Here is a 20,536-nt window from a genome sequence, read left to right on the forward strand (position 1 = left end):
AGGGCCCGTGAAGCGGTCGGGACCACACTTGTCCTCATGACTACGGCTTCCGTGGTGCCGACGATGGCTTCCGTGGCGCCCGCCGCGACCGCCGGTCGGCTGCGGATCGCGATCTCCAGTCCGGAGATCCTGGCCCGCATCCGTCACGAGTTCGCGAGCAAGGGCCTGGCCGTCGAGATCGACGGCCTGCCCTCGGTCGAGGTGGTCGTCGTCCCGGGGACCGGCGCGGCTCCCGGCACGAGCGCGCTCGCCGAGGCTTTGAACGGACTGGCCGGGCCGCACACCCGGCAGCGCGACCCGGCCACCGCCCGCTACCGGCTGGCGTTGATCCCGCGCGACCGCCGGCAACCGGCCGAACAGCCGCGCCCCGGACCGGACGACTGCCGGTCGCTGTCACCGCGGGAGGCCGAGGTGATGGACTCGATCTGCCGCGGCATGGGCAACGCCGACATCGCCGTCCTGCTGAAGGTCCGGCAGAAGACCGTGAAGAACCACGTGAACCGCATCTTCGCGAAGCTCGGCGCGCGCAACCGGGTCGAGGCGGTCCTGATCTGGCAGCACGCCCGCGCGGGGTCCGCCTAGATCTCCAGACCGGCCAGGAAGGCGCGCACCTCGGCGGCCTCCTCGGCGTGCAGCTCGTCGAACCGCACCAGCGCCCGCCGAGCGAGGTCGACACTGCCTTTTCCACCTCCGCCGTCGGATGCGCTCGCCCGTGCCAGGCCGAAGAGCGCGAGCGCCTCGTGGTAGCGGTCCCCGGCGTCCTCGCTGATCCGCAGCGCGTCGGCGAAGGTCTCCTCCGCCGCCTCCTGCTGGCCGAGGCCGTGCCGGGCCAACCCGAGGTTGATCAGCAGGTTGGCCTCCAGGATCTGGCTGCGCGCCCGGCGGGCGTACGCCAGGCCCGGCAGTCCGTCGCGCATCGCCTCGTCCCACCGCCCGGTCTCGGCGTTCAGCTCGCACAGGATGTCGTGCATCGCCGCCAGGTAGTAGTCGATGCCCTCTTTGCGGGCCAGCTCCAGCGCTTCGCGGGCCGGCTCGCGGGCGGCGTCGTACCGCTTCGCCTCGCGCAGCGTCGACGCCAGATTGCCGAGCAGGCTGATCCGGTCCCGCCAGTCGTCGGGGTTGAGCAGCAGCTCCAGCCCGCGGTTGAGCTGCTGTACCGCGGTGTCGTTCTGCCCCAGCCGGGAGTAGGCGACGCTGGAGTGGTTGAGCAGCATCGCCTGCGCCCGGTGGTTGCCGGTCGCCTCGGCCGAACGCATCGCCACCCGCAGCAGGGCCAGCCACTCCAGCGGTTGACCGGCCGTGTAGAAGTAGTCGAAGAGCAGGCAGGTCAGGTGCCAGGCGGGGCCGTGTTGGCGATCCCGGTTGGCCGCCCGCACCAGCGCGACGATGTTCTGCCACTCCACCTCGCACCAGCGCAGGCAGTCGCGCTGCTGGTCGAAGAGGACCGGCGGTACGTCGCTGTGCGGCGGCTCGATCGGCGCTCCCCGGGCGGCCAGCCCGTCACCGCGGCGGTTGGTGAGCGTGACCCGGTACCAGGAGAGCACCCGCGACAGCGCGTCCCGGCGGTCGTCGGCCCCGAGCCCGCCGGACAGCTCCGTGGCGTACACCTTGGTCAGGTCGTGCATGGTGAACCGGTCGTCCTCCTGTTCCAGGAGGTAGCAGGCGCTGAGCTTGCCGAGCAGGTTCTCGGCCCCGTCGAGGTCGACGCCGAGCAGCGCCGCCGCGGTGTGCCGGGTCACGGTCGGTCCGGGGAAGACGCCGAGCAGCCGGAACGCCCTGGCCTCGTCGTCGGTCAGCGCCGCGAACGACCAGGAGAGCACACCGCGTACGGAACAGAGCGGGTCGTCGGCCAGCTGCAGCGCGTCCAGCCGGTGCTGGACGTTCTCCAACTGTCCGACCAGGTCACCGATGCGCGCGTCCGAGGTCGAGCCGACCTGCTCGGCCGCGATCTGGAGGGCGAACGGGGACCGGTCGCAGAGCGTCGTGAGCCGGCGGGCGGGCTCCGGCTCGGCCTTCACCCGGTCCTCTCCCACCATCGCGGCGAGCAGGCCCATCGACTCGTCCGGGCTGAGCGGCCCGAGCGGGATCCGGCGGGCGCCGTGCCGGACCGCCAGGCCGGACAACCGGTTGCGGCTGGTCACGATGACGAAGCAGGTGTCGCCGCCGGGCAGCAGGTCCTCGACCTGCTCGGCGGTGCTGGCGTTGTCGAGCACCAGCAGAACCCGCTTGTCGGCCAGCATGCTGCGCCAGAGCGCGATCCGCTCCTCGTGCCCACTCGGCACCTGCCGCGCCCCGACGGAGGTCAGCAGCTGGTGCAGTGCCGCGTCCGGGGTGAGGGCCGCGTGCGACGGGTCGAAGCCACGCAGGTTGATGTAGACCTGCCCGTCCGGGTAGCCGTCGCGCAGCATGTGCCCGCTCCGGACGGCGAGCGCGGTCTTGCCGATGCCCCCGACTCCGACGATCATGACGATCCGCCGTCGCGGCTCGGCCCGCCCGGCGGAGCTGCCCAGCACCGCGAGCAGTTCGGCGGAGCGACCTACGAAGACGTCGTTGTCGTGGGGCAGTTGCGCCGGCCGGAGCGCCCCTTCGGACGCCGGCTTCGGCGGGGGGTCCGCCCCGGCGCGCCGATCGTCGGCGAGGATCTCCGCGTAGACGGCCTGCGTCGCCGGCGCCGGGCTGATCCCCAGCTCGGCCGCGAGCCCTCGGCGCAGGTTCTCGTACTGGGCCAGGGCGTCGGCGGTGCGGCCGACGCGGTGCAGCGCGGTCATCAGGACGCTGCGCAGCCGTTCGTCGAACGGGTGGGCGGGGATCTCCGCGAGCAGCCGGTCGATCACCTCCGGGAGCCTGGTGGGCTGTGCCAGCTCGGCGTAGTCGACCAGGAGTCGCAGCCGCACCCCGGCCAGCCGGTCGCGGGCCTGCGCGACGAACGGCCCCGGTACGCCGACCAGATATGACCCCGGCGACCATCGCGCCAACGCCTGCTGGTACGCCTCGAGTGCCTGCCCGGTGCCCCGGGCCATCCGCGCCCGTTCGACCAGGTCCTCCCCGGCCAGGATGTCGAAGCTCTCCCGCGGCAGCCGCAGCGAGTAGCCGGCTCGCTCGCTGACCAGCAGGTTCTGCAGTGGACCGAGGGCACGGCGCAGCCCGGAGAGATAGGTGTGCAGGCTCCCCGCCGCGGTGGTCGGCGGCGCCTCGCCCCAGATCCCGTCGACCAGCTCACCGCGGGAGACGGTGGTGCCGGCGCAGAGGGCCAGCACGGCGAAGGCGGCGCGCTGCTTCGGCGGGCCGAGGTCGATCTCGTCGTCGTCTACGTAGACGCGGAGCGGGCCGAAACCTTCGACCCTCAAGCGGTCCTCACTCACCGAGTCTCTTCCCCCGGTTCCGCACGGGCCGTCCATATCGACCGGCTTTGCGGCCCAGCGTACTCCCAGCCGGTGACCCGGCCGTACCGGCACCGTCTCGGAGGGTCAGTCCGGACCGGTGGTCCCGGTCTTGACGATCGAGCGAGTATACCGAGTATCATACCCGGTATGAGCATCCGCCATGCCCTGTTGGCGCTGCTCAGCGAGGGCCCGAAGTACGGCCTCCAGCTGAGACACGACTTCGAGTCCCGTACCGGGGAGGTGTGGCCGCTGAATGTCGGGCAGGTCTACACCACCCTGCAACGCCTGGAACGCGACGGCCTCGTCGAGTCGGAGGGCTCCGGGCCGCAGAACGTCTTCACCATCACCGGGACCGGTTCGGACGAGCTGACCCAGTGGCTGCGCACCCCACCTGACGTCGTTCCGCCACCACGGGACGAGCTCGTCATCAAGCTGCTCGTGGCGATGCGCGTACCGGGGGTGGACCTGCCCGAGCTGCTCCAGGTGCACCGCCGGCACCTGGTGCAGGCGATGCAGGAGTACACCCACCTCAAGAGCGACATCGCCGAGGGGGAGGTGGAGCTGGCGCTCGTCGTGGACGCGGAGCTGTTCCGGATCGAGGCGATCGTCCGCTGGCTCGACACCGCGGATGCCCGACTCAAGCGCCTGCCGGCCCCCACCGCGAGCGAAAAACCGACGTCCGCGCCGCGGATCGGCCGAAGGATCGCGGGGGTACGGCGATGAGCACCGCCATTGAACTGCGCCAGGTCTGCAAGGTCTACGGATCGGGTCCCGCCGAGGTGCACGCGCTGCGCGAGGTCGACCTCGCCGTCCGGACCGGCGAACTGGTGGCGGTGATGGGCCCGAGCGGATCAGGCAAGAGCACCCTGCTCACCATCGCCGGAACGCTTGAGGAACCGACAAGCGGCGACGTGCGGATCGCCGGCCAGGACCTGGCGGGCCTGTCCCGCAACGACCGGGCCCGGCTACGGCGCCGGTCGATCGGGTTCGTGTTCCAGGACTTCAACCTGCTCGCCGGCCTGACCGCCGTCGAGAACGTGGCGCTCCCGCTGGAACTGGACGGGGTGAAGGCCAAGGTCGCCCGCACCGCCGCGATGGCGGTGCTGGCCGAGCTCGGCCTGGCCGGGCGGGCCACCCACTACCCGGACGAGCTCTCCGGCGGCGAGCGTCAACGGGTGGCGATCGCGCGGGCCGTGGTGGGTGACCGCCAGCTGCTGCTCGCCGATGAGCCCACCGGCGCGCTCGACTCGTTGACCGGTGAGGCCGTGATGCGCATGCTCCGGCTGGCCAGCCAGAACGGCGTGGCCGGCGTGGTGGTGACCCACGACGCCCAGTTGGCCTCCTGGGCGGACCGGGTGGTGTTCCTGCGGGACGGCCGGGTGGTCGACCAGACCGCACCCGGTCCCGGTCCCGAATCTCTCCTGACGCCAGGGGCGAACAGGTGAGCCGTAACGGCGGCCTGCCGGCCCGGCGGGCGGTGATCCGCTGGGCGTGGCGCCTGTTCCGCCGCGAGTGGCGGCAGCAGATCGGGGTGCTGACGCTCCTGACCATCGCCGTCACCGCCGCCGTGGTCGGGGTCTCGGCCGGCTACCACTCGACCCCGCCGGGCACCGCCCGGTTCGGCGACGCCAGCCAACGGCTCACGTTGTACGCCGCTGAGGGGCAGCCGCTGGACTCCCGGGTCGCGCGGGCTCGGGAGTGGTTCGGCACCATCGACGTGGTCCGACACTGGTACCTGCCGGTCCCGGCCTCTGTTCAGACCCTCGAACTGCGGGCGCAGGACCCCCACGGGCCGTACAGCCGACCGATGCTGCGGCTGCTGGCGGGTCGCTACCCCACCACCCCCGACGAGGCGGCGCTCACCGACGAGGTCGCGGCGGAACTACGGGTACGCGTCGGCGGCGTGCTGTCGCTCGCCGGCCGCTCCTGGACCGTGGTCGGCCTCGTCGAGAACCCCGGCGACCTCCGCGCGGAGTTCGCCCTCGTCACGCCGGCACAACCCGAGCCGGCCGAGTCGGTGAGCGTGCTCACCGCCGCCGACCCGGTCCGGTTCGCGGAATACCGCGCCCGGCACGGCCAGCCGGGGTACGAGTTGCGACCGTCGTACGCGTGGGTCGAATCCGCCCTCGGAGTTTTCAGCGTCTTCGCGGTGAGCCTGCTGCTCATCTGTCTCCTCGCCGCTGCCGGCTTCGCCGCCCTCGCGCACCGCCGGCTCCGCCAACTCGGGCTGCTCGCCTCGGTCGGGGCGACGCCACGGCAGCTCCGCCTGGTGGTGCTGGCCAACGGCGCCGTGGTCGGTGCCGCCGCGTCGGTGGTCGGTACGGTCGCGGGTGTCGGGGTCTGGGTCGCCGTGACGCCCCGGTTCGAAACGGCGGCCGGGCACCGCATCGACCGGCTCGACCTGCCGTGGTGGCAGATCGCCGTCGCGATGCTGCTGACGGTCGCGATGGCCATCGCCGCAGCGTGGCGGCCGGCCCGCACCGCCGCCCGGGTGCCGATAACGCTCGCCCTCTCCGCCCGCCCACCCCGGCCCAGGCGGGTACGCCGATCGGCGGTTGCCGCGTCCGTACTCCTCGGGCTGGGCATCGGGTCGCTGCGGCTCGGACAACGCGGCAGCGCGGCAGGCGACGAGGAGCTGGCGATCGCCGACGCGGCGCTGGTCGTAGCCGGCACCCTGGCGGTCGGCTTCGCCATGCTCTTCGTCGCCCCGCTGGCGATAAGAGTGCTCGCCGCCGTCGGCGCCCGACTTCCGGTCGCGCCCCGGTTGGCCCTGCGGGACCTGGCCCGTCATCAGGCCCGGTCGGGCGCGGCGCTGGCCGCGATCAGCGTGGCGCTCGCGATCCCGACCGCGATCGTGGTCGCAGCGACAACCCTGGAACAGACCGCCGCCGAGGGCAACCTCTCCGACCGCCAGCTCATCATCTGGGTCGACCCTCCCGGGGTACGCGTTCCCGACCGCACACCGAGTCAGCTCGCGGCACTCGAGGACCAGGTCGGGCGGTACACGGCCACCCTCGCCGGCGCGGCCGTCATTCCGCTCGATGTCGCCGTCGATCCGGCCACGGCGCCGCTGCCGGACGCCGACGGCGAGCGGGTCGGGCGGCTGCCGGTCGGTGTCGGTCCGCGGACCGGTCCAGAATCGGCCGACGATTCGCCGACCGTACCGATGGTCGCCACCCCCGAGCTGCTCCGGTACTACGGCGTCGACCCGGCCGGCATCGAGCCGGCAACCGACCTGCTGATCGCGGAGCCCTCCTCGGACCTGTCGGTGCTCTCCGCCACCGGCGACACCCGACGGTCCACACCGGAGGCGGCTGTCCAGCGGCTGCCGAGCCCCCGGTTCGAGTCGCTTCCGAAGACGTTTCTCACGCCAGCGGCGCTGCACCGCAACAACTGGAAACCGGTGCGCAGCGGCTGGCTGGTCGAGGCTCCGCAGCCGCTGACGGCGGAGCAGCTCGCCGGGGCTCGGGACCTGGGGCTCGACGCCGGCCTGGTGGTCGAGGACCGCAACCGGCGCGGCGGGCTGTCCACACTGCGGGCGATCGCGACGGCCGGTGGAACCGTGCTCGCGCTGGCGATCCTCGCCATGACGGTCGGGCTGATCCGCGCCGAGGCGGCGGGCGACCTGCGTACGCTGACCGCAACGGGCGCGACGGGTCGCATCCGCCGCCGGCTCACCTCGGCCACGGCCGGCGGCCTCGCGCTGCTGGGCGGAATCCTCGGCATCGCCGGGGCGTACACCGTCATCCTGGCCGGTTCGTCCCGCGATCAGCTCCACGAGCTGACGCGGGTGCCGGTCGTGGAGCTACTGGTAATCGCGGTCGGCGTACCGTTGCTCGCCACGGCGCTCGGCTGGCTGTTCGCCGGCCGGGAACCGCGCTCCCTGGTTCGGGTGCGCCTGGAGTGAGCGGACGCCCACCGGCCTGGGACGGATCCTGCGGACTTCAGCCAGGTGGGTGGGTCATGCCGACCGTCGAAGCGCGGCACGGGTTGCCGGTCCAGAACCATCGACTGCCCGTCGGATCGGCGAACAGGAGCGCCACCTGAGGATCACGGCGGACGTTGAATGCAATGGGTCCTCGACCAGTCGCTCGAACCTCAGCTGTCACAGGCCGCTCTTGCATACGTGTTTCGAGTGGAGCCGAGGGGACTCGAACCCCTAACCCCTGCCTTGCAAAGGCAGTGCTCTGCCAGTTGAGCTACGGCCCCCGGGGTGGCCGGCCGGTCGCTACCGGAGGTCCGGAGCGGTGGTGGCCTCGTGCCAGAGGGCACGCTCGTCGTTGGACTCCTTGACCTTCTTGGCCACGAGCGCCGCCACGCCGACCACGCCGACGAGGATCAGAATCTTCTTCAACATGGGCGGTCCTCACGCTCGACTAGGTGTCGGACGGGTGTGAAGTGGGGCTAGATGGAATCGAACCATCGACCTCAGAGTTATCAGCTCTGCGCTCTAACCGACTGAGCTATAGCCCCGTGCTGCGACGAGCAAGGGTACCGTACCGCCGTCCCGCCCCCCAAGTTGAGGCGGGGGGTGGGGAATCCGGAGCCGGGCCGCCGACAGGTCGACGGCTCCGGCCCCGCTCCAGGTCAGTCCCGCTCGGCCAGGGTCAGCTCGACGCCGCCGACCAGGTCGGCGCAGACGTTGTAGACGAACGCGCCAAGCGTGGCGAGCGCCGTGAACAGCACGACGTTCACCAGCCCGATCAGCGCCGAGGTGAGGATCACACCCTTGGCGGTGATCCGGAAGCTGTCCCCGCCCTGCGCCCCGCCGGCGTTGATCAGGTCGGTGAGGCTGGTGTTGACGCTCTCGAAGACCCCCATCGCGTCCAGTGCGAGGTAGAGCACCGAGGTCGCCACGATGACGACGATGAAGAGCACCAGCGAGACGGCGAACGAGAACTTCATGACCGACCAGGGGTCGATCCGCTTCACGTTCAGCCGGGCTCGCCGGGGGCCACGGGAGGCGGCCGAGCCGACGTTGCTGCGCGCCGCGCGTACCGCCTCGGTCACCCTGGCGGCGCCGACGGCGGCCGCGCCGGTGACGGCGGCGGTGGCGCTGCTGACCGTGCTCCGTGGCGACCCGGTGGTCCGGGTGGAGCTGGCGCCCGGCGAGAACCGGAACGAGCCGGTCCGGGACTCCGTGCCGCCCGGCGACGTGGCGCTCGCCGAGCCGGTCGCGCGGTGCCCGTCGGGACGATCCGCGTCGGAATCGGCGCCGGTGGTCGAGCCAGCGCTTCCGGCCGACGACGAGCCGGCCGACGACGAGCCGAACGACGACGAGCCGAACCTGGCGGATCCGGCGGTGGCCGTTCCGAAGCCGAAGCCGGTCGAGCCGCGATCGCTGGCACCACGGTCGGCCGGGCCGAGACCCGTCGAACCGGACGTGCCCGGGGTCTTGCCCGGCCCGCCGGGCGGTGTGACCAGCGGGGCGGGGGAGGCTGCTGCGGCCTTGGCCGCCGCGGTCACCGCACTCGAAGAGGCGGCGGTCGAGGTCGCCCCGCTGCTCTCCGGGTCTGACCCGTCGCCGTCCGGCTGCTTCCCGCTGGGCTGGTCCGGTGGCGGCGGCATGCCCGGTGCGCGGGTGAACTTCGGGGACGGTGCGTCGCCGGGGACCGTGGCCCGGCCGACGGCGGCGCGGCCGGTCGCTGGGGCGCCGCCCGCGGCTTCCTCGTCGACCGGGTTAGTCGAGGCCCCCGACCCCCCCGACTTCGCCTGTGTCTCCGTCATCAACTGTCCTGTTCGTCAGGCTCGTCGGCATTGCGAGCAATGGCCACGATAGTCACACCGTCCGGAAGGTCCATCAGCTTGACCCCCATTGTGTTCCGATCGCGCGTGCGGCGTACAGGCTTCACCGGAGTCCGGATGACGCCCCCGTTGCTGGTGATCGCGAACAACTCGTCATCCGGGTCGATCACGACCGCACCGACCAGCCCACCCCGCCGCTCGGTGATTTTGGCCGTCAGTACCCCTTTACCTCCCCGTCCCTGCACGGGGTATTCCTCGATCGGCGTACGTTTCGCGTAGCCGCCGTTGGTGGCCACCAGGACGTCCAGCCCGGGGCGTACCACCTCCATGGCCAGCAGCACGTCGTCGTCGGTGAACCGCATCCCGATCACGCCGGTGGTGGCCCGGCCCATCGGTCGCAGTGCCTCGTCGGTGGCGTTGAACCGGATCGCCTGCGCCTTCTTGGAGACCAGCAGCAGGTCGTCCTCGGACGCCACCAGCGCGGCGCCGACCAGCTCGTCGTTGTCGCGCAGGTTGATCGCGATGATGCCGCCGCTGCGGTTGGAGTCGAACTCCTCCAGCCGGGTCTTCTTCACCAGTCCGTTGCGGGTGGCCAGCACCAGGTACGGCGCCACCTGGTAGTCCGGGATCTGGATCACCTGGGCGATCTGCTCGTCCGGCAGGAACGCCAGCAGGTTCGCAACGTGCTGCCCGCGGGCCACCCGGTTCGCCTCGGGCAACTCGTACGCCTTGGCCCGGTAGACCCGGCCCTTGTTCGTGAAGAACAGCATCCAGTTGTGGGTCGAGCCGACGAAGAAGTGGCTGACGATGTCGTCCTGGCGCAGGCTGGCCCCGCTGACACCCTTGCCGCCCCGGCGCTGCGAGCGGTAGAGGTCAACCTTGGTGCGCTTGGCGTACCCGGTCCGGGTGATGGTGACCACCACGTCCTCGCGGGCGATCAGGTCCTCCATGGAGACCTCGCCGTCGAACGGCAGGATCTTGGTACGCCGTTCGTCGCCCCACTTGGCGACGATCTCGCCCAGCTCCTCGGAGATGATCTTCCGCTGCCGCTCCGGCTTGGCCAGGATGTCCTTGAGGTCGGCAATCTCAAGCTCGATCTTGGCCAGCTCGTCGATGATCTTCTGGCGCTCCAGCGCGGCGAGCCGCCGCAGCTGCATGTCCAGGATGGCGGTGGCCTGGATCTCGTCGATGGTGAGCAGCTCGATCAGGCCCTGCCGGGCCTCCTCCACGGTCGGCGACCGCCGGATCAGGGCGATCACCTCGTCCAGCGCGTCCAGCGCCTTCACCAGACCGCGCAGGATGTGCGCCCGCTCCTCGGCCTTGCGCAACCGGTACGCCGTCCGGCGCCGGATCACGTCGATCTGGTGATCGACGTAGTAGCGGATGAACTGGGCCAGGTTGAGCGTGCGCGGCACCCCGTCGACCAGGGCCAGCATGTTGGCGCCGAAGGTCTCCTGCAGCTGGGTGTGCTTGTAGAGGTTGTTGAGCACCACCTTGGCGACCGCGTCGCGCTTGAGCACCAGCACGATCCGCATGCCGGTCCGCCCGGAGGACTCGTCCCGGATGTCGGCGATGCCGGCGAGCTTGCCCTCCTTGATCAGCTCCGCGATCCGCTCGGCGAGGTTGTCCGGGTTGACCTGGTAGGGCAGCTCCGAGACGACCAGGCACGGCCGACCCTTCTTGTCCTCCTCGACGTCGACCACCGCGCGCATCCGGATCGAACCCCGCCCGGTCCGGTACGCCTCCTGGATCGGGGTGGTGCCGACGATCAGGCCGTGGGTCGGGAAGTCCGGACCCTTCACGATCCCGATCAGCGCTTCGAGGGTGGTCGGCTCATCCTCGTCCGGGTGCTCCAGGCACCACTGCACGGCGGCCGCGATCTCCCGCAGGTTGTGCGGCGGGATCTTGGTCGCCATCCCGACCGCGATGCCTTCGGAGCCGTTCACCAGCAGGTTCGGGATGCGGGACGGGAGGATGGTGGGCTCCTTGGCCCGCCCGTCGTAGTTGTTCTGGAAATCGACGGTGTCCTCGTCGATGTCCCGCAGCATCTCCATCGCCAGCGGGTCGAGCTTGCACTCGGTGTTGTGGCTCACGAAGCCGTTGCTGACGAACGAATGATCATCGGTCTCGACCCGGAGGCTGTAGACCGGTCGCACCCCCACGTCGGTCACCGTGGCTACCTCGGCGTAGTAGAACCGCCCGTCGACCAGCGGTTCGACGACCGCGAGAGCGTCCTGACTGGTGACCCGGGCGGCAATCTCGTCGCGGTCCCGCTCCCACCGCTCAATCCGGTCGATGTTGTGCCGGCGCAGCCAGTCCCGCTCCGTCCAACGATCGGCACCATGTTCCCGGAGGAAGGCTCCAACGAACGGCACGTGATCGCTGGACAGCGCGGTACTCTGCCGCGGTATCCCGGCCAGTTCCGCCATCAGCTTGAGCTGCTTGCGGCCGAGGAATCCGACCTGGTGGGCAAAGATCCGCGCGTCGCGACGATTCGTCACGACAACCTTGATCTCGCCCTGGTCGTACCTGCACTGCCGGCTGACCACGCCGAACTCCAGCAGCAACTGCTGGACTTCCCGGGCCAGCAGCTCGCTGCGGGTCGAGTAGGAAACCTGGATCGTGTTTCGCGGCAGCAGCGACGAGGAACCGTCTCCCTCGAAGAGCGCCTGAAGGAAGGCCCGCTTCACGGCGGCCGGGCCTTGCCAAACGAACGCAGGTACGAACTTCCCCGCGCTCCGATGCCCGACCAGGTCGCCCAGAATGCTCCTGCGCAGCGCGGTGAGGTCTTGGATGTCCATCTCGTGCAGCGTGCTACCGGAGGCGATCGTCCGTTGGCTGAGGTAGCGGGGACCACCAACGGCGAGGTCGTACGCCGCGACCACGCGACCGAAGAACTCTCGGTCAACGTTGTTGAAGCCGGCCCGATTCTCAGAAGCCCAGCCTTCACTGACGAAGGCGCCAGCGAGGACGGCCGCCTCGACGTGCTCCAGCACGGGGTAGCCGATCTCGTCCGGCACAACCCGCTGCATGGCGACCCGGTCGCCGGGGCGGACCTCAGCCAGTAGCTTCCAGAGCAGGGTCGGGACCCCCGCCACCTCCACCAGGCAGAGCACCGGGTGGTTGTGGGTGCCGGTCAGTTCGTACCCCTCCCTGGTCCGCACCCGTAGCGTCGGGTGCTCGCCGGAGTGGAAGAACTTGCTCGCCTGCACCAGGTCGCCGTTCCGGTCCCGGACCTTGAGGTCGATGCCGGTCTCTGAGTCCGGTGGCGCGTCGGGAACGATCTCGTCGATCCGTACGGTTCCCGTGGCGATCCGGACCCGAGCGTCCCCGGTGACGCAGTAGCGCATGGCGGCGGCTGGGTCGTTGCCGGGGGAGCCGAAGTTGCCGTTGCCGTCGACCAGCGGGTAGCGCAGCGACCAGGACTGGGCCATCCGGACCAGGGCGTCGTAGATGGCCGAGTCGCCGTGCGGGTGGAACTGGCCCATCACGTCGCCGACCACCCGCGAGCACTTCACGTAGCCGCGGTCCGGGCGGTAGCCCGAGTCGAACATCGCGTAGAGGATCTTGCGGTGTACGGGCTTGAGGCCGTCCCGGACGTCGGGCAGGGCCCGCCCGACGATGACGCTCATGGCGTAGTCGAGGTACGACCGCTGCATCTCGACTTCGAGCCCGACCGGTTCGATGCGGTCCCGCTCGACGACCCCACCCACGCCGGGAACCGGCGCGTCCGGCTCGTTGCTCAACGAATCGGGATTATCCGTCACTGTCTACCCTTATCAGACTCATGTGGCTTTTCCGCTGTGGATAACGGCTGTGGATACCGGCGAAGCTGTGGATAACTGTGTGGAAGCGGCCGGGAACTAGATGTCAAGGAAGCGGACGTCCTTGGCGTTGCGCTGGATGAACGACCGGCGAGCCTCCACGTTCTCCCCCATCAGGACGCTGAAGAGCTCATCCGCGGTTGCAGCGTCGTCGAGCGTGACCTGACGCAGCGTACGCGTAGCGGGGTTCATCGTGGTCTCCCACAGTTCTGGGTAGTTCATCTCACCCAGACCCTTGAACCGCTGGATGTCGTCCGGCTTCGCGTTCGGCTTCTTCTGTTGACGCAGCGCGATCAGCCCGTCCCGCTCCCGGTCGGAGTAGGCGTACTGGGCGTCGTCGCCCTTCCGGTTCCACTTGATCTTGTAGAGCGGCGGGGCGGCGAGGTACACGTGCCCCAGTTCGACCAGCGGCCGCATGAAGCGGAAGATCAGGGTCAGCAGCAGGGTCTGGATGTGCTGCCCGTCGACATCGGCGTCGGCCATCAGCACGATCTTGTGGTAGCGCAGCTTCTCGATGTCGAAGTCGTCGTGGATGCCGGTGCCCAGCGCCGTGATCAGGGCCTGCACCTCGTTGTTCTTCAACACCCGGTCGATCCGGGCCTTCTCCACGTTCAGGATCTTGCCCCGGATCGGCAGGATCGCCTGGGTCCGCGGGTCCCGGCCCTGCTTCGCCGAGCCGCCGGCCGAGTCGCCCTCGACGATGAAGACCTCGGACTCGCGCGGATCGGTCGACTGGCAGTCGGCCAGCTTGCCCGGCATCGAGCCGGACTCCAGCAGCGACTTGCGGCGGGCCAGCTTGCGGGCCTGCTGGGCGGCGATGCGGGCGCGGGCCGCCTGGGACGCCTTGGTGATGATGATCTTCGCTTCGGCCGGGTTGCGCTCCAGCCAGTCGGCCAGCCACTCGTTGCAGACCTTGAGCACGAAGCTGCGGACCGGGGTGTTGCCCAGCTTGGTCTTGGTCTGGCCCTCGAACTGCGGGTTGGTCAGCTTCACCGAGATGATCGCCGCCAGCCCTTCCCGGATGTCCTCGCCGGAGAGCTTCTCGTCCCCCTTGAGGAACTTCTTGTCCGCGCCGTACTTGTTCACCACGCCGGTCAGCGCCGCCCGGAAACCCTCCTCGTGGGTGCCGCCCTCGTGCGTGTTGATCGTGTTGGCGAAGGTGTAGACCGACTCGCCGTACGACTCGTTCCACTGCATGGCGACCTCGACCGCCATGCCGTCGTCCTCGGCGCCGAACTCGATCACGCTGCGGTGCATCGGGTTCTTCGAGTTGTTCAGGTGCCGGACGAAGTCGGCGATGCCGTTCTTGTAGCAGAACGTCACCTCACGCTGCTTGCCGTCCTCCTCCTGGACCCGCTCGTCGCGCAGCTGGATGGTCAGGCCCCGGTTCAGGAACGCCATCTCCTGCAGCCGGCGGTAGATCGTCTCGAAGTTGAAGTCGATGGTCTCGAAGACGTCCGGGTCCGGCCAGAAGGCGACGATCGACCCGGTGCGGTTGGTCTCCTCGCCCTTCTCCAGCGGGCTCGGCTTGGAGTTGGCGTACCGCTGCCGCCACACGTACCCGGACTTGTGGATCTCCACCTGCATCTTCACCGAGAGGGCGTTCACCACCGAGACACCCACGCCGTGCAGACCACCGGAGACCGCGTACGCCTTGCCGTCGAACTTGCCGCCGGCGTGTAGCACGGTCAGCGCGACCTCGACGCCCGGCTTCTTCAACTTCGGGTGCAGGTCGACCGGGATGCCCCGGCCGTTGTCCTCGACCCGGACCCCGCCGTCGGCGAGCAGAACCACCTCGATGGTGTCGCAGTAGCCGGCCATCGCCTCGTCCACGGCGTTGTCGACCACCTCCTGCACGAGGTGATGCAGGCCACGCTCTCCGGTGGACCCGATGTACATACCGGGCCGCTTCCGGACCGCCTCCAGCCCTTCCAGAACGGTGAGTGAGTCGGCGGTGTAGTCCTGCTTCTTCTGCGTTGCCACCCTCGGCCACTTTCTCGCGCGCCACCCGGCACCAGGCGCGGGCGGGCGCGGGGTCGGCGGGCCGCCGGAGGCGGGGCACGCGGGTCGATACCACGTCAATTACCCGGGGTACGGACCGAGCGTGCCGGTCGCCACGGTTGCCCGCGTAATCGCGATCGGGCTCGAACATGGTGCGAAACGGTTATCCGGACCGGTATGGTCCGGGCATCGCTCCGCACGCTGTCCTCGTCTCTGCGTCGATCCTACTGTGCCCGGGCGATAGAACCAGTACGCGGCACCCCTGCGAGGCGCCTCAGACCCCCGTAGCCGGGTTGTACCCTCCTCCACGAATCCCCCCACGGAGGAACCGCGATCAAGGGTGGTTCCGGCGTCCCCGTCCGACTCTGCCCGGTCGGGGGTCGCGCGAACGGCTCGCCGTGCCGTAACTTTGCGTGGCTGTCTCACCGTGGCAAGCGCGGCGGGCGGTCACACCGATCGCCTCGCAACCTGCTCAGGAAGGTGACGTCCGATGGGGCTGGACAACGTCGCGGTGCACTGGCCGCGGACCGGCCGCTTCTACGACCCGGTGGCTCCCGCCGAGTTCGTCGACTTCGGCGAGCTGGCCGACGCCCCGACAGTGGCGGCTCCGACGGCGGCACTCGCCGGCTACATCGCCAAGACCGGCAGCGTCCGGGCCACCGCGTACACGGAGCTGGTCGACCTGCTGCTCGGCCTGGACGGGGTGCTCTACGCCACCGAGGCGGCGGCCGAGGACGAGGACCCGGTCATCGACCCCGACGGCTGCGCGTGGATCGCCGGCGGGCTGGAGCGGTTCGTCGACGGCCACCGGCCGTACGGTGAATCGGTGACCTTCGACACGGTCGGCGCCGTGCTGCGGGCCGCCCTGACCGACGGCCGGCTCGCCGAACAGCAGCTGCGTTGGCTCGACAGCCGGCTCGACAGCCTGCGGGACGAGTCCGGGGCGGCGCCGCAGTGGAGCTTCTCCCGCTCCGAGCTCGGCGTGCTGGCCGGCTTCTACCGGCGCTGCGCCGACCGGGGCTTCGCCGTCTACGCCGACTCCTGAGCCGGTCACGCCGGGTCCGGCCCCGGCTCAGCCGTAGGTGTCGCGGGGTCCGCGGCCGCGGACCCGGCGCGGGCCGCGGGACCAGGACGGCGCGCTCGGCCCGTGGATGTGCAGCTTGCGGACCACGTTGTGCCCCACCTCGGCCGCGATCCGCTGCAGCAGCGACCCGGCCAGCAGCCGGAGCTGGGTGGCCCACGCGGTCGACTCCGCCTCCACGGTCAACTCGCCGGCGTCCAGCTTCACCGGGCGGCTGTGCTTGGCCACCTCCGGCCCGACCACCCGCTCCCAGGCGCCGAAGACGGTCGCCTCGGCCGCCGGGGTCTGCCACCCCCGCGCCTTGACCAGTCGGGCCAGCACCGCACCGAGCAGCTGCGGGTCACGCGGGTCCGGCCCCGGTCCCGAGTAGCCCCGCGGCCGCCGGCGGGGCTGACCGGACCGCGCCCCGCCGGGCTCGCCGGCCGCTCCCGCTCCGTCGAGGTCCGCCTCTCCCCGGGTACGCCGATTCGCGCGGCCCGCCTGCCGCCGGGCGAGCGCCGCGTCCAGCACCGCCCGCGCCAACTCCGGACCGGCCGGTTCACCGGCCCCGGGTGCCGAACCGACGCCCTGGCCTGCCGGCCGCCCGCCGCTCGGGTCCGCCACTTCCCGGCCGGGTACCGGCGGCCGCCCCGTCGCCTCGGCCCCGGCCGACTCGGCCACAGAGGGCTTGGCCCCCGCCGGCTTGGCCGCAGAGGGCTTGGCCCCCGCCGGTCTGGCCCCCGCCGGTCTGGCCCTGGTCGAGTCGGCAGCGGCCGGGTCGCCCTCGCGGTCAGCCGGCACGGCGTACCCCTCCCTCGGCCACCTCGTAGCGCGTGCCGCGCAGGGCCGTCGGGACATCGTCGGCCACCGCGCAGGTGACCAGCAACTGCGCCGCGCCGCCGACCAGCCCGGCCAGCCGGTCCCGCCGGCCGGCGTCCAGCTCGGCGAAGACGTCGTCGAGCACCAGCACCGGCTCGTGCCCGTCGGCGCGCAGCAGCTCGTAGCCGGCGAGCCGCAGGGCCAGCGCGTACGACCAGGATTCGCCGTGGCTGGCGTACCCCTTGGCGGGTAGTGCTCCCAGTGTCAGGGTCAGGTCGTCGCGGTGCGGGCCGACAAGCGTGGTGCCCCGTTCCACCTCCGCCGGGCGGGCCTGCGCCAGGGCGTCCGCCAGCGCCGCCGCGAGCGCCGGCCGGTCCGGCGCGGGGCCGGCCAGCTCCAGCGACGGGCGGTAGCTGATGGCGGCGGCGCCGGTGCCGGCGGCGACCGCATCGTACGCCTTCGTCACGTGCGGACCGAGCGCGGCGACCAGCTCCAGCCGGCCGGCCAGCAGCTCCGCGCCGTGCTGGGCGAGGTGGCTGTCCCAGACGGCGAGGGTGGAGAGGTCGCCGCCGCGCGTGCCGCCGGTCTTGCGGGCCAGGTACGCGGTCCGCAACAGCGCGTTGCGCTGTTTGACCACCCGTTCGTAGTCGGCCCGCACCCCGGCGTACCGGGGCAGCCGGGTGACCAGCAGGTCATCGAGGTAGCGGCGCCGCTCGGCCGGGTCGCCGCGGATCAGTTCCAGGTCCTCGGGGGCGAACAGCACCAGCCGCAGCGCGCCGAGCACGTCCCGGGCCCGGCGCACCGCGGAGCGGCCGAGCCGGGCCCGGTTGGCCCGGCCGGGAACGATCTCCAGTTCGACGAGCAGCTCCCGGCCGTCGTGTTCGATCACGCACCGGATCACCGCGCTGGTCGCGCCGGCCCGGACCAGTGGGGCGTCGGTGGCGACCCGGTGGCTGCCCAGGGTCGCCACGTACCCGAGGGCCTCCACCAGGTTGGTCTTGCCGACCCCGTTCGGGCCGACCAGGACGTTGCCGCCCGGCTCAAGATCGATGCTCAGCCGCTCGTAGGAGCGGAAGTCGACCAGTTCCAGCCGGCGGACGTGCACGGGTCACTTCTTGCGGGTCGGGTGACCGCCGAATTGCTCGCGGAGCGCGGCGACCGCCCGCAGCGCCGGTGAGTCCTCCTGGCGGGAGGCGAACCGGGCGAAGAGCGCCGCGGCGATGACGTTCATCGGGACGGCGAGCCGGATCGCCTCGTCGACGGTCCAGCGTCCCTCGCCGGTGTCCTCCACGTAGCCGCGCAGATTTGCCAGTTCAGGGTCTTCGTCGAGGGCGCGGACCAGCAGGTCCAGCAGCCAGGACTGCACGACGGTGCCGTCCCGCCAGGAGGCGAGCACCCCCGGCACGTTCGTCACCATCTCGGACTTCGTGAGCAGCTCGTAGCCCTCCGCGTAGGCCTGCATGAGGCCGTACTCGATGCCGTTGTGCACCATCTTGGCGTAGTGGCCGGCACCGACCGGGCCGGCGTGGGCGAAGCCGAAGTCGCCCGGCGGCTTGAGCGCCTCGAAGATCGGCATCAGCCGCTCGACGTGCTCCCGCGCGCCGCCCACCATCAACGCATAGCCGTTCTCGCGCCCCCACACCCCGCCGGAGACCCCGACGTCGAGGTAGCCGATGCCGTGCTGGTCGAGCCGCTCAGCGCGGGCGGTGTCGTCGGTGAACCGGGAGTTCCCGCCGTCAACGATCAGGTCGCCGGGGGCGAGCACCGGGACGAGTTCGTCGATCGCGGCGTCGGTCACGCCGGCCGGCACCATCACCCAGATGGCCCGGGGGGTGGCGAGCCGGGCCGCCAGTTCGGTGACGTCGGCGACGTCGCTGACCTCCGGGTGGTGGTCGAAGCCGACCACCTCGTGCCCGCCGGCGCGCAGCCGTTCCCGCATGTTCGCGCCCATCCGGCCGAGACCTACCAGGCCGATCTGCATGTGCTTCCCTCCGGTGCGTTCCGGTCCCCGTCAGCTGAACCGCCGCCGTCGCGACGGCCGCGGCCGGCGGGGCGGGACCCTGACTGATCGGGTCCCCGTTACCGACGAGTGCCCGGACGGCTCAGCGGGTAACCCGGATCGGCATGATCAGGTAGCGGTATCCGGCGATGATCTCGCCGTCGTCGCCGGCGGCGGAGATGACCGCCGGCTTGAAGGCGTCGACGAAGGAGAGCACCGCGGTCTGCGAACCCAGTGCCGCCAGCCCGTCGAGCAGGTACTGCGGGTTGAAGCCGATGGTCAGCGGTTCACCGGTGAAGGTGGCGTCCATCGCCTCGCTGGCCCGCGCCTCCTCGGTGCCGCCGGCCTCCACCACCAGCCCGTCGGCGCTGAAGCTGAGCAGCACCGGCGTGGTCCGCTCGGCCACCAGCGAGACCCGCTTGACGACCTCGGCCAGGGCGGAGACCGCCACCCGGGCCTCGGCGTTGTGGCTGCTCGGGAAGAGTGACCGGACCGGCGGGTAGTTGGCGCCGTCGAGCAGCCGGCTGGTGGTGCGGCGGGAGCCGGCCGCGAAGCCGATCATGCCCTCGCCGGCGGCGCCCTGGGCGAGCGCCACCAGGACGTCCCCGCCGAGCGGGCCGAGTGTCTTGGCGGTGTCGTGCAGGGTCCGGGCCGGCACCAGCGCGTTCACGCTCACCTGCGGGTCGTCCGGGCGCCAGGTCAGCTCGCGCAGGGCGAGCCGGTACCGGTCGGTGGCGAGCATCGCCATCGTCGAGCCGTTCAGCTCGATCCGGACCCCGGTCATCATCGGCAGCGTCTCGTCCCGGCCGGCGGCGATCGCCACCTGCCCGACGGCGGCGGCGAAGGCACCCGCGTCGACGGTGCCGGCGCTGGACGGCATCTCGGGCAGCGTCGGGTAGTCCTCGACCGGCATCGTCGGCAGGGTGAAGCGCGCGCTGCCGCAGACCAGCTCCAGGTGGGCACCGACGGCGGCGATGTCCACCGGCTTGGCCGGCAGCGCCTTGGTGATCTCGGCCAGCAGTCGGCCGGAGACCAGGGCCGCGCCGTCGGCGTCGCTCTGTACGTCGACGGTGACCTGGCTGGACACCTCGTAGTCGAACCCGGAGACGTGCAGGCCGCCGTCGCCGACCCGCAGCATCACTCCCGCGAGCACCGGCACCGACGGCCGGCTGGGCAGGCTCTTCGCGGTCCACGCCACGGCGTCAGCCAGCGCGTCGCGCTCCACTCGGAACTTCATGCATGCCTCCGCGTCGACGTCGACGACAACTGTCTCATGCCCGGGGTCACCAGCCGACCCCACCGACTGTGCGGGTCTGCATCGCACCTTAGGGCGCTGGGCCATCGGCTGTGCGCCCGACCCCGGTGCCCGGGGTGCGCGGGACCGGGGTCCGGGCCGGCTGCTGGCAGATCCACAGAAAGCCCAACGGTGATGATTGGTTTTTGTTCTCTTAGAAGAGATAACTCATCGTCTTCATCGGTGCTGTGCGAACTGTGGAGATCCGGCGTTGTCGCTGGTCATCGAGCTTTGCACAGGTGCAGTAGGTGTGGAAAGCCCCGGGAAAAACCCCGCTGCCCGTCCACAGTGCCGGCCGTCGGACGGGTTGTCCACGGCCGTCCACCGGTTATCCACCGGTTGTCCCCCGGGTTTCTCCCCAGCGGTGGGGACAACCGGACCGACCGCGGCGGCAGTTGTCCCCAGAACCTT

At 71.1% G+C, this 20,536-nt stretch carries 14 protein-coding genes and 2 tRNA genes; 5 read left to right on the top strand and 11 right to left on the bottom strand.

The genetic code is table 11. The features are described from left to right. Window positions 1-36 precede the first annotated feature (36 nt). A complete protein-coding gene (locus O7627_RS36185) occupies window positions 37-582 on the top strand; it encodes a helix-turn-helix transcriptional regulator (RefSeq protein ID WP_278097938.1) in 546 nt (181 codons plus the stop codon). On the opposite strand, the gene O7627_RS36190 is transcribed toward O7627_RS36185, so the two are convergent. Then, complete coding sequence (locus tag O7627_RS36190; RefSeq protein WP_278097939.1) at window positions 579-3,362, bottom strand: BTAD domain-containing putative transcriptional regulator; 2,784 nt, start codon at window positions 3,360-3,362, stop codon at window positions 579-581. The two genes, O7627_RS36185 and O7627_RS36190, sit on opposite strands and share 4 nt — an antisense overlap. Before the next feature lie 168 nt (window positions 3,363-3,530). On the opposite strand from O7627_RS36190, the gene O7627_RS36195 reads away from it, so the two are divergent. From O7627_RS36195 to O7627_RS36205, 3 genes are read left to right on the top strand one after another with little or no spacing between them, the layout of a single operon-like run. After that, complete coding sequence (locus O7627_RS36195) at window positions 3,531-4,106, top strand: PadR family transcriptional regulator (protein WP_278097940.1); 576 nt, start codon at window positions 3,531-3,533, stop codon at window positions 4,104-4,106. Next, entirely contained in the window at window positions 4,103-4,828 is a 726-nt protein-coding gene (locus O7627_RS36200; protein ID WP_278097941.1) for an ABC transporter ATP-binding protein, read from the top strand. Before O7627_RS36195 ends, O7627_RS36200 begins: the two co-directional genes overlap by 4 nt. Beyond that, on the top strand, window positions 4,825-7,290 hold the full coding sequence (locus tag O7627_RS36205) for an FtsX-like permease family protein (RefSeq protein ID WP_278097942.1): 2,466 nt from the start codon (window positions 4,825-4,827) through the stop codon (window positions 7,288-7,290). Before O7627_RS36200 ends, O7627_RS36205 begins: the two co-directional genes overlap by 4 nt. 229 nt (window positions 7,291-7,519) lie before the next feature. Here the strand turns inward: O7627_RS36205 and O7627_RS36210 are convergent. From O7627_RS36210 to gyrB, 6 genes are all read right to left on the bottom strand, one after another. Further along, window positions 7,520-7,592, bottom strand: a tRNA-Ala gene (locus O7627_RS36210). 19 nt (window positions 7,593-7,611) lie between these two features. Further along, window positions 7,612-7,740, bottom strand: a complete 129-nt coding sequence (locus tag O7627_RS36215) for a DLW-39 family protein (protein WP_278097943.1) — start codon at window positions 7,738-7,740, stop codon at window positions 7,612-7,614. A 42-nt stretch (window positions 7,741-7,782) separates the two neighbouring features. Further along, window positions 7,783-7,856: transfer RNA gene (locus tag O7627_RS36220), tRNA-Ile, on the bottom strand. A 114-nt stretch (window positions 7,857-7,970) separates the two neighbouring features. Next, the gene (locus O7627_RS36225; protein WP_278097944.1) at window positions 7,971-9,110 is read right to left on the bottom strand and encodes a DUF3566 domain-containing protein; all 1,140 of its coding nucleotides are present in this window, start codon (window positions 9,108-9,110) and stop codon (window positions 7,971-7,973) included. Beyond that, window positions 9,110-12,895, bottom strand: coding sequence for an intein-containing DNA gyrase subunit A (gene gyrA, locus O7627_RS36230; RefSeq protein ID WP_278097945.1), 3,786 nt, complete (start codon window positions 12,893-12,895; stop codon window positions 9,110-9,112). Before gyrA ends, O7627_RS36225 begins: the two co-directional genes overlap by 1 nt. Window positions 12,896-12,991: 96 nt before the next feature. Continuing rightward, complete coding sequence (gyrB, locus tag O7627_RS36235; protein WP_278097946.1) at window positions 12,992-14,935, bottom strand: DNA topoisomerase (ATP-hydrolyzing) subunit B; 1,944 nt, start codon at window positions 14,933-14,935, stop codon at window positions 12,992-12,994. A gap of 508 nt (window positions 14,936-15,443) precedes the next feature. Here gyrB and O7627_RS36240 point away from each other — a divergent pair. Continuing rightward, a complete protein-coding gene (locus O7627_RS36240) occupies window positions 15,444-15,998 on the top strand; it encodes a hypothetical protein (RefSeq protein WP_278097947.1) in 555 nt (184 codons plus the stop codon). Window positions 15,999-16,025: 27 nt separating this feature from the next. Here O7627_RS36240 and O7627_RS36245 read toward each other — a convergent pair whose 3' ends face one another. The 4 genes from O7627_RS36245 to dnaN all read right to left on the bottom strand — a co-directional run bounded on the left by O7627_RS36245 (window position 16,026) and on the right by dnaN (window position 20,068). Beyond that, window positions 16,026-16,637, bottom strand: a complete 612-nt coding sequence (locus O7627_RS36245; RefSeq protein WP_278097948.1) for a DciA family protein — start codon at window positions 16,635-16,637, stop codon at window positions 16,026-16,028. A gap of 166 nt (window positions 16,638-16,803) precedes the next feature. Continuing rightward, window positions 16,804-17,937 carry a DNA replication/repair protein RecF gene (gene recF / locus O7627_RS36250; RefSeq protein ID WP_278097949.1) on the bottom strand — a complete coding sequence of 378 codons (1,134 nt, stop codon included), beginning with the start codon at window positions 17,935-17,937 and terminating at the stop codon, window positions 16,804-16,806. A 3-nt stretch (window positions 17,938-17,940) separates the two neighbouring features. After that, window positions 17,941-18,813, bottom strand: coding sequence for a phosphogluconate dehydrogenase (NAD(+)-dependent, decarboxylating) (gnd, locus tag O7627_RS36255; protein ID WP_278097950.1), 873 nt, complete (start codon window positions 18,811-18,813; stop codon window positions 17,941-17,943). A gap of 121 nt (window positions 18,814-18,934) precedes the next feature. Continuing rightward, entirely contained in the window at window positions 18,935-20,068 is a 1,134-nt protein-coding gene (gene dnaN, locus O7627_RS36260; protein ID WP_278097951.1) for a DNA polymerase III subunit beta, read from the bottom strand. Window positions 20,069-20,536 lie beyond the last annotated feature (468 nt).

It is taken from the genome of Solwaraspora sp. WMMD1047, assembly GCF_029626155.1.
GTDB lineage: Bacteria > Actinomycetota > Actinomycetes > Mycobacteriales > Micromonosporaceae > WMMD1047.

Coding starts and splice junctions, on each gene's coding strand:
- O7627_RS36240 (WP_278097947.1), top strand. CDS start 15,444: ATGGGGCTGGACAACGTCGCGGTGCACTGGCCGCGGACCGGCCGCTTC.
- O7627_RS36225 (WP_278097944.1), bottom strand. CDS start 9,110: ATGACGGAGACACAGGCGAAGTCGGGGGGGTCGGGGGCCTCGACTAAC.
- O7627_RS36195 (WP_278097940.1), top strand. CDS start 3,531: ATGAGCATCCGCCATGCCCTGTTGGCGCTGCTCAGCGAGGGCCCGAAG.
- dnaN (WP_278097951.1), bottom strand. CDS start 20,068: ATGAAGTTCCGAGTGGAGCGCGACGCGCTGGCTGACGCCGTGGCGTGG.
- gnd (WP_278097950.1), bottom strand. CDS start 18,813: ATGCAGATCGGCCTGGTAGGTCTCGGCCGGATGGGCGCGAACATGCGG.
- O7627_RS36215 (WP_278097943.1), bottom strand. CDS start 7,740: ATGTTGAAGAAGATTCTGATCCTCGTCGGCGTGGTCGGCGTGGCGGCG.
- O7627_RS36185 (WP_278097938.1), top strand. CDS start 37: ATGACTACGGCTTCCGTGGTGCCGACGATGGCTTCCGTGGCGCCCGCC.
- O7627_RS36200 (WP_278097941.1), top strand. CDS start 4,103: ATGAGCACCGCCATTGAACTGCGCCAGGTCTGCAAGGTCTACGGATCG.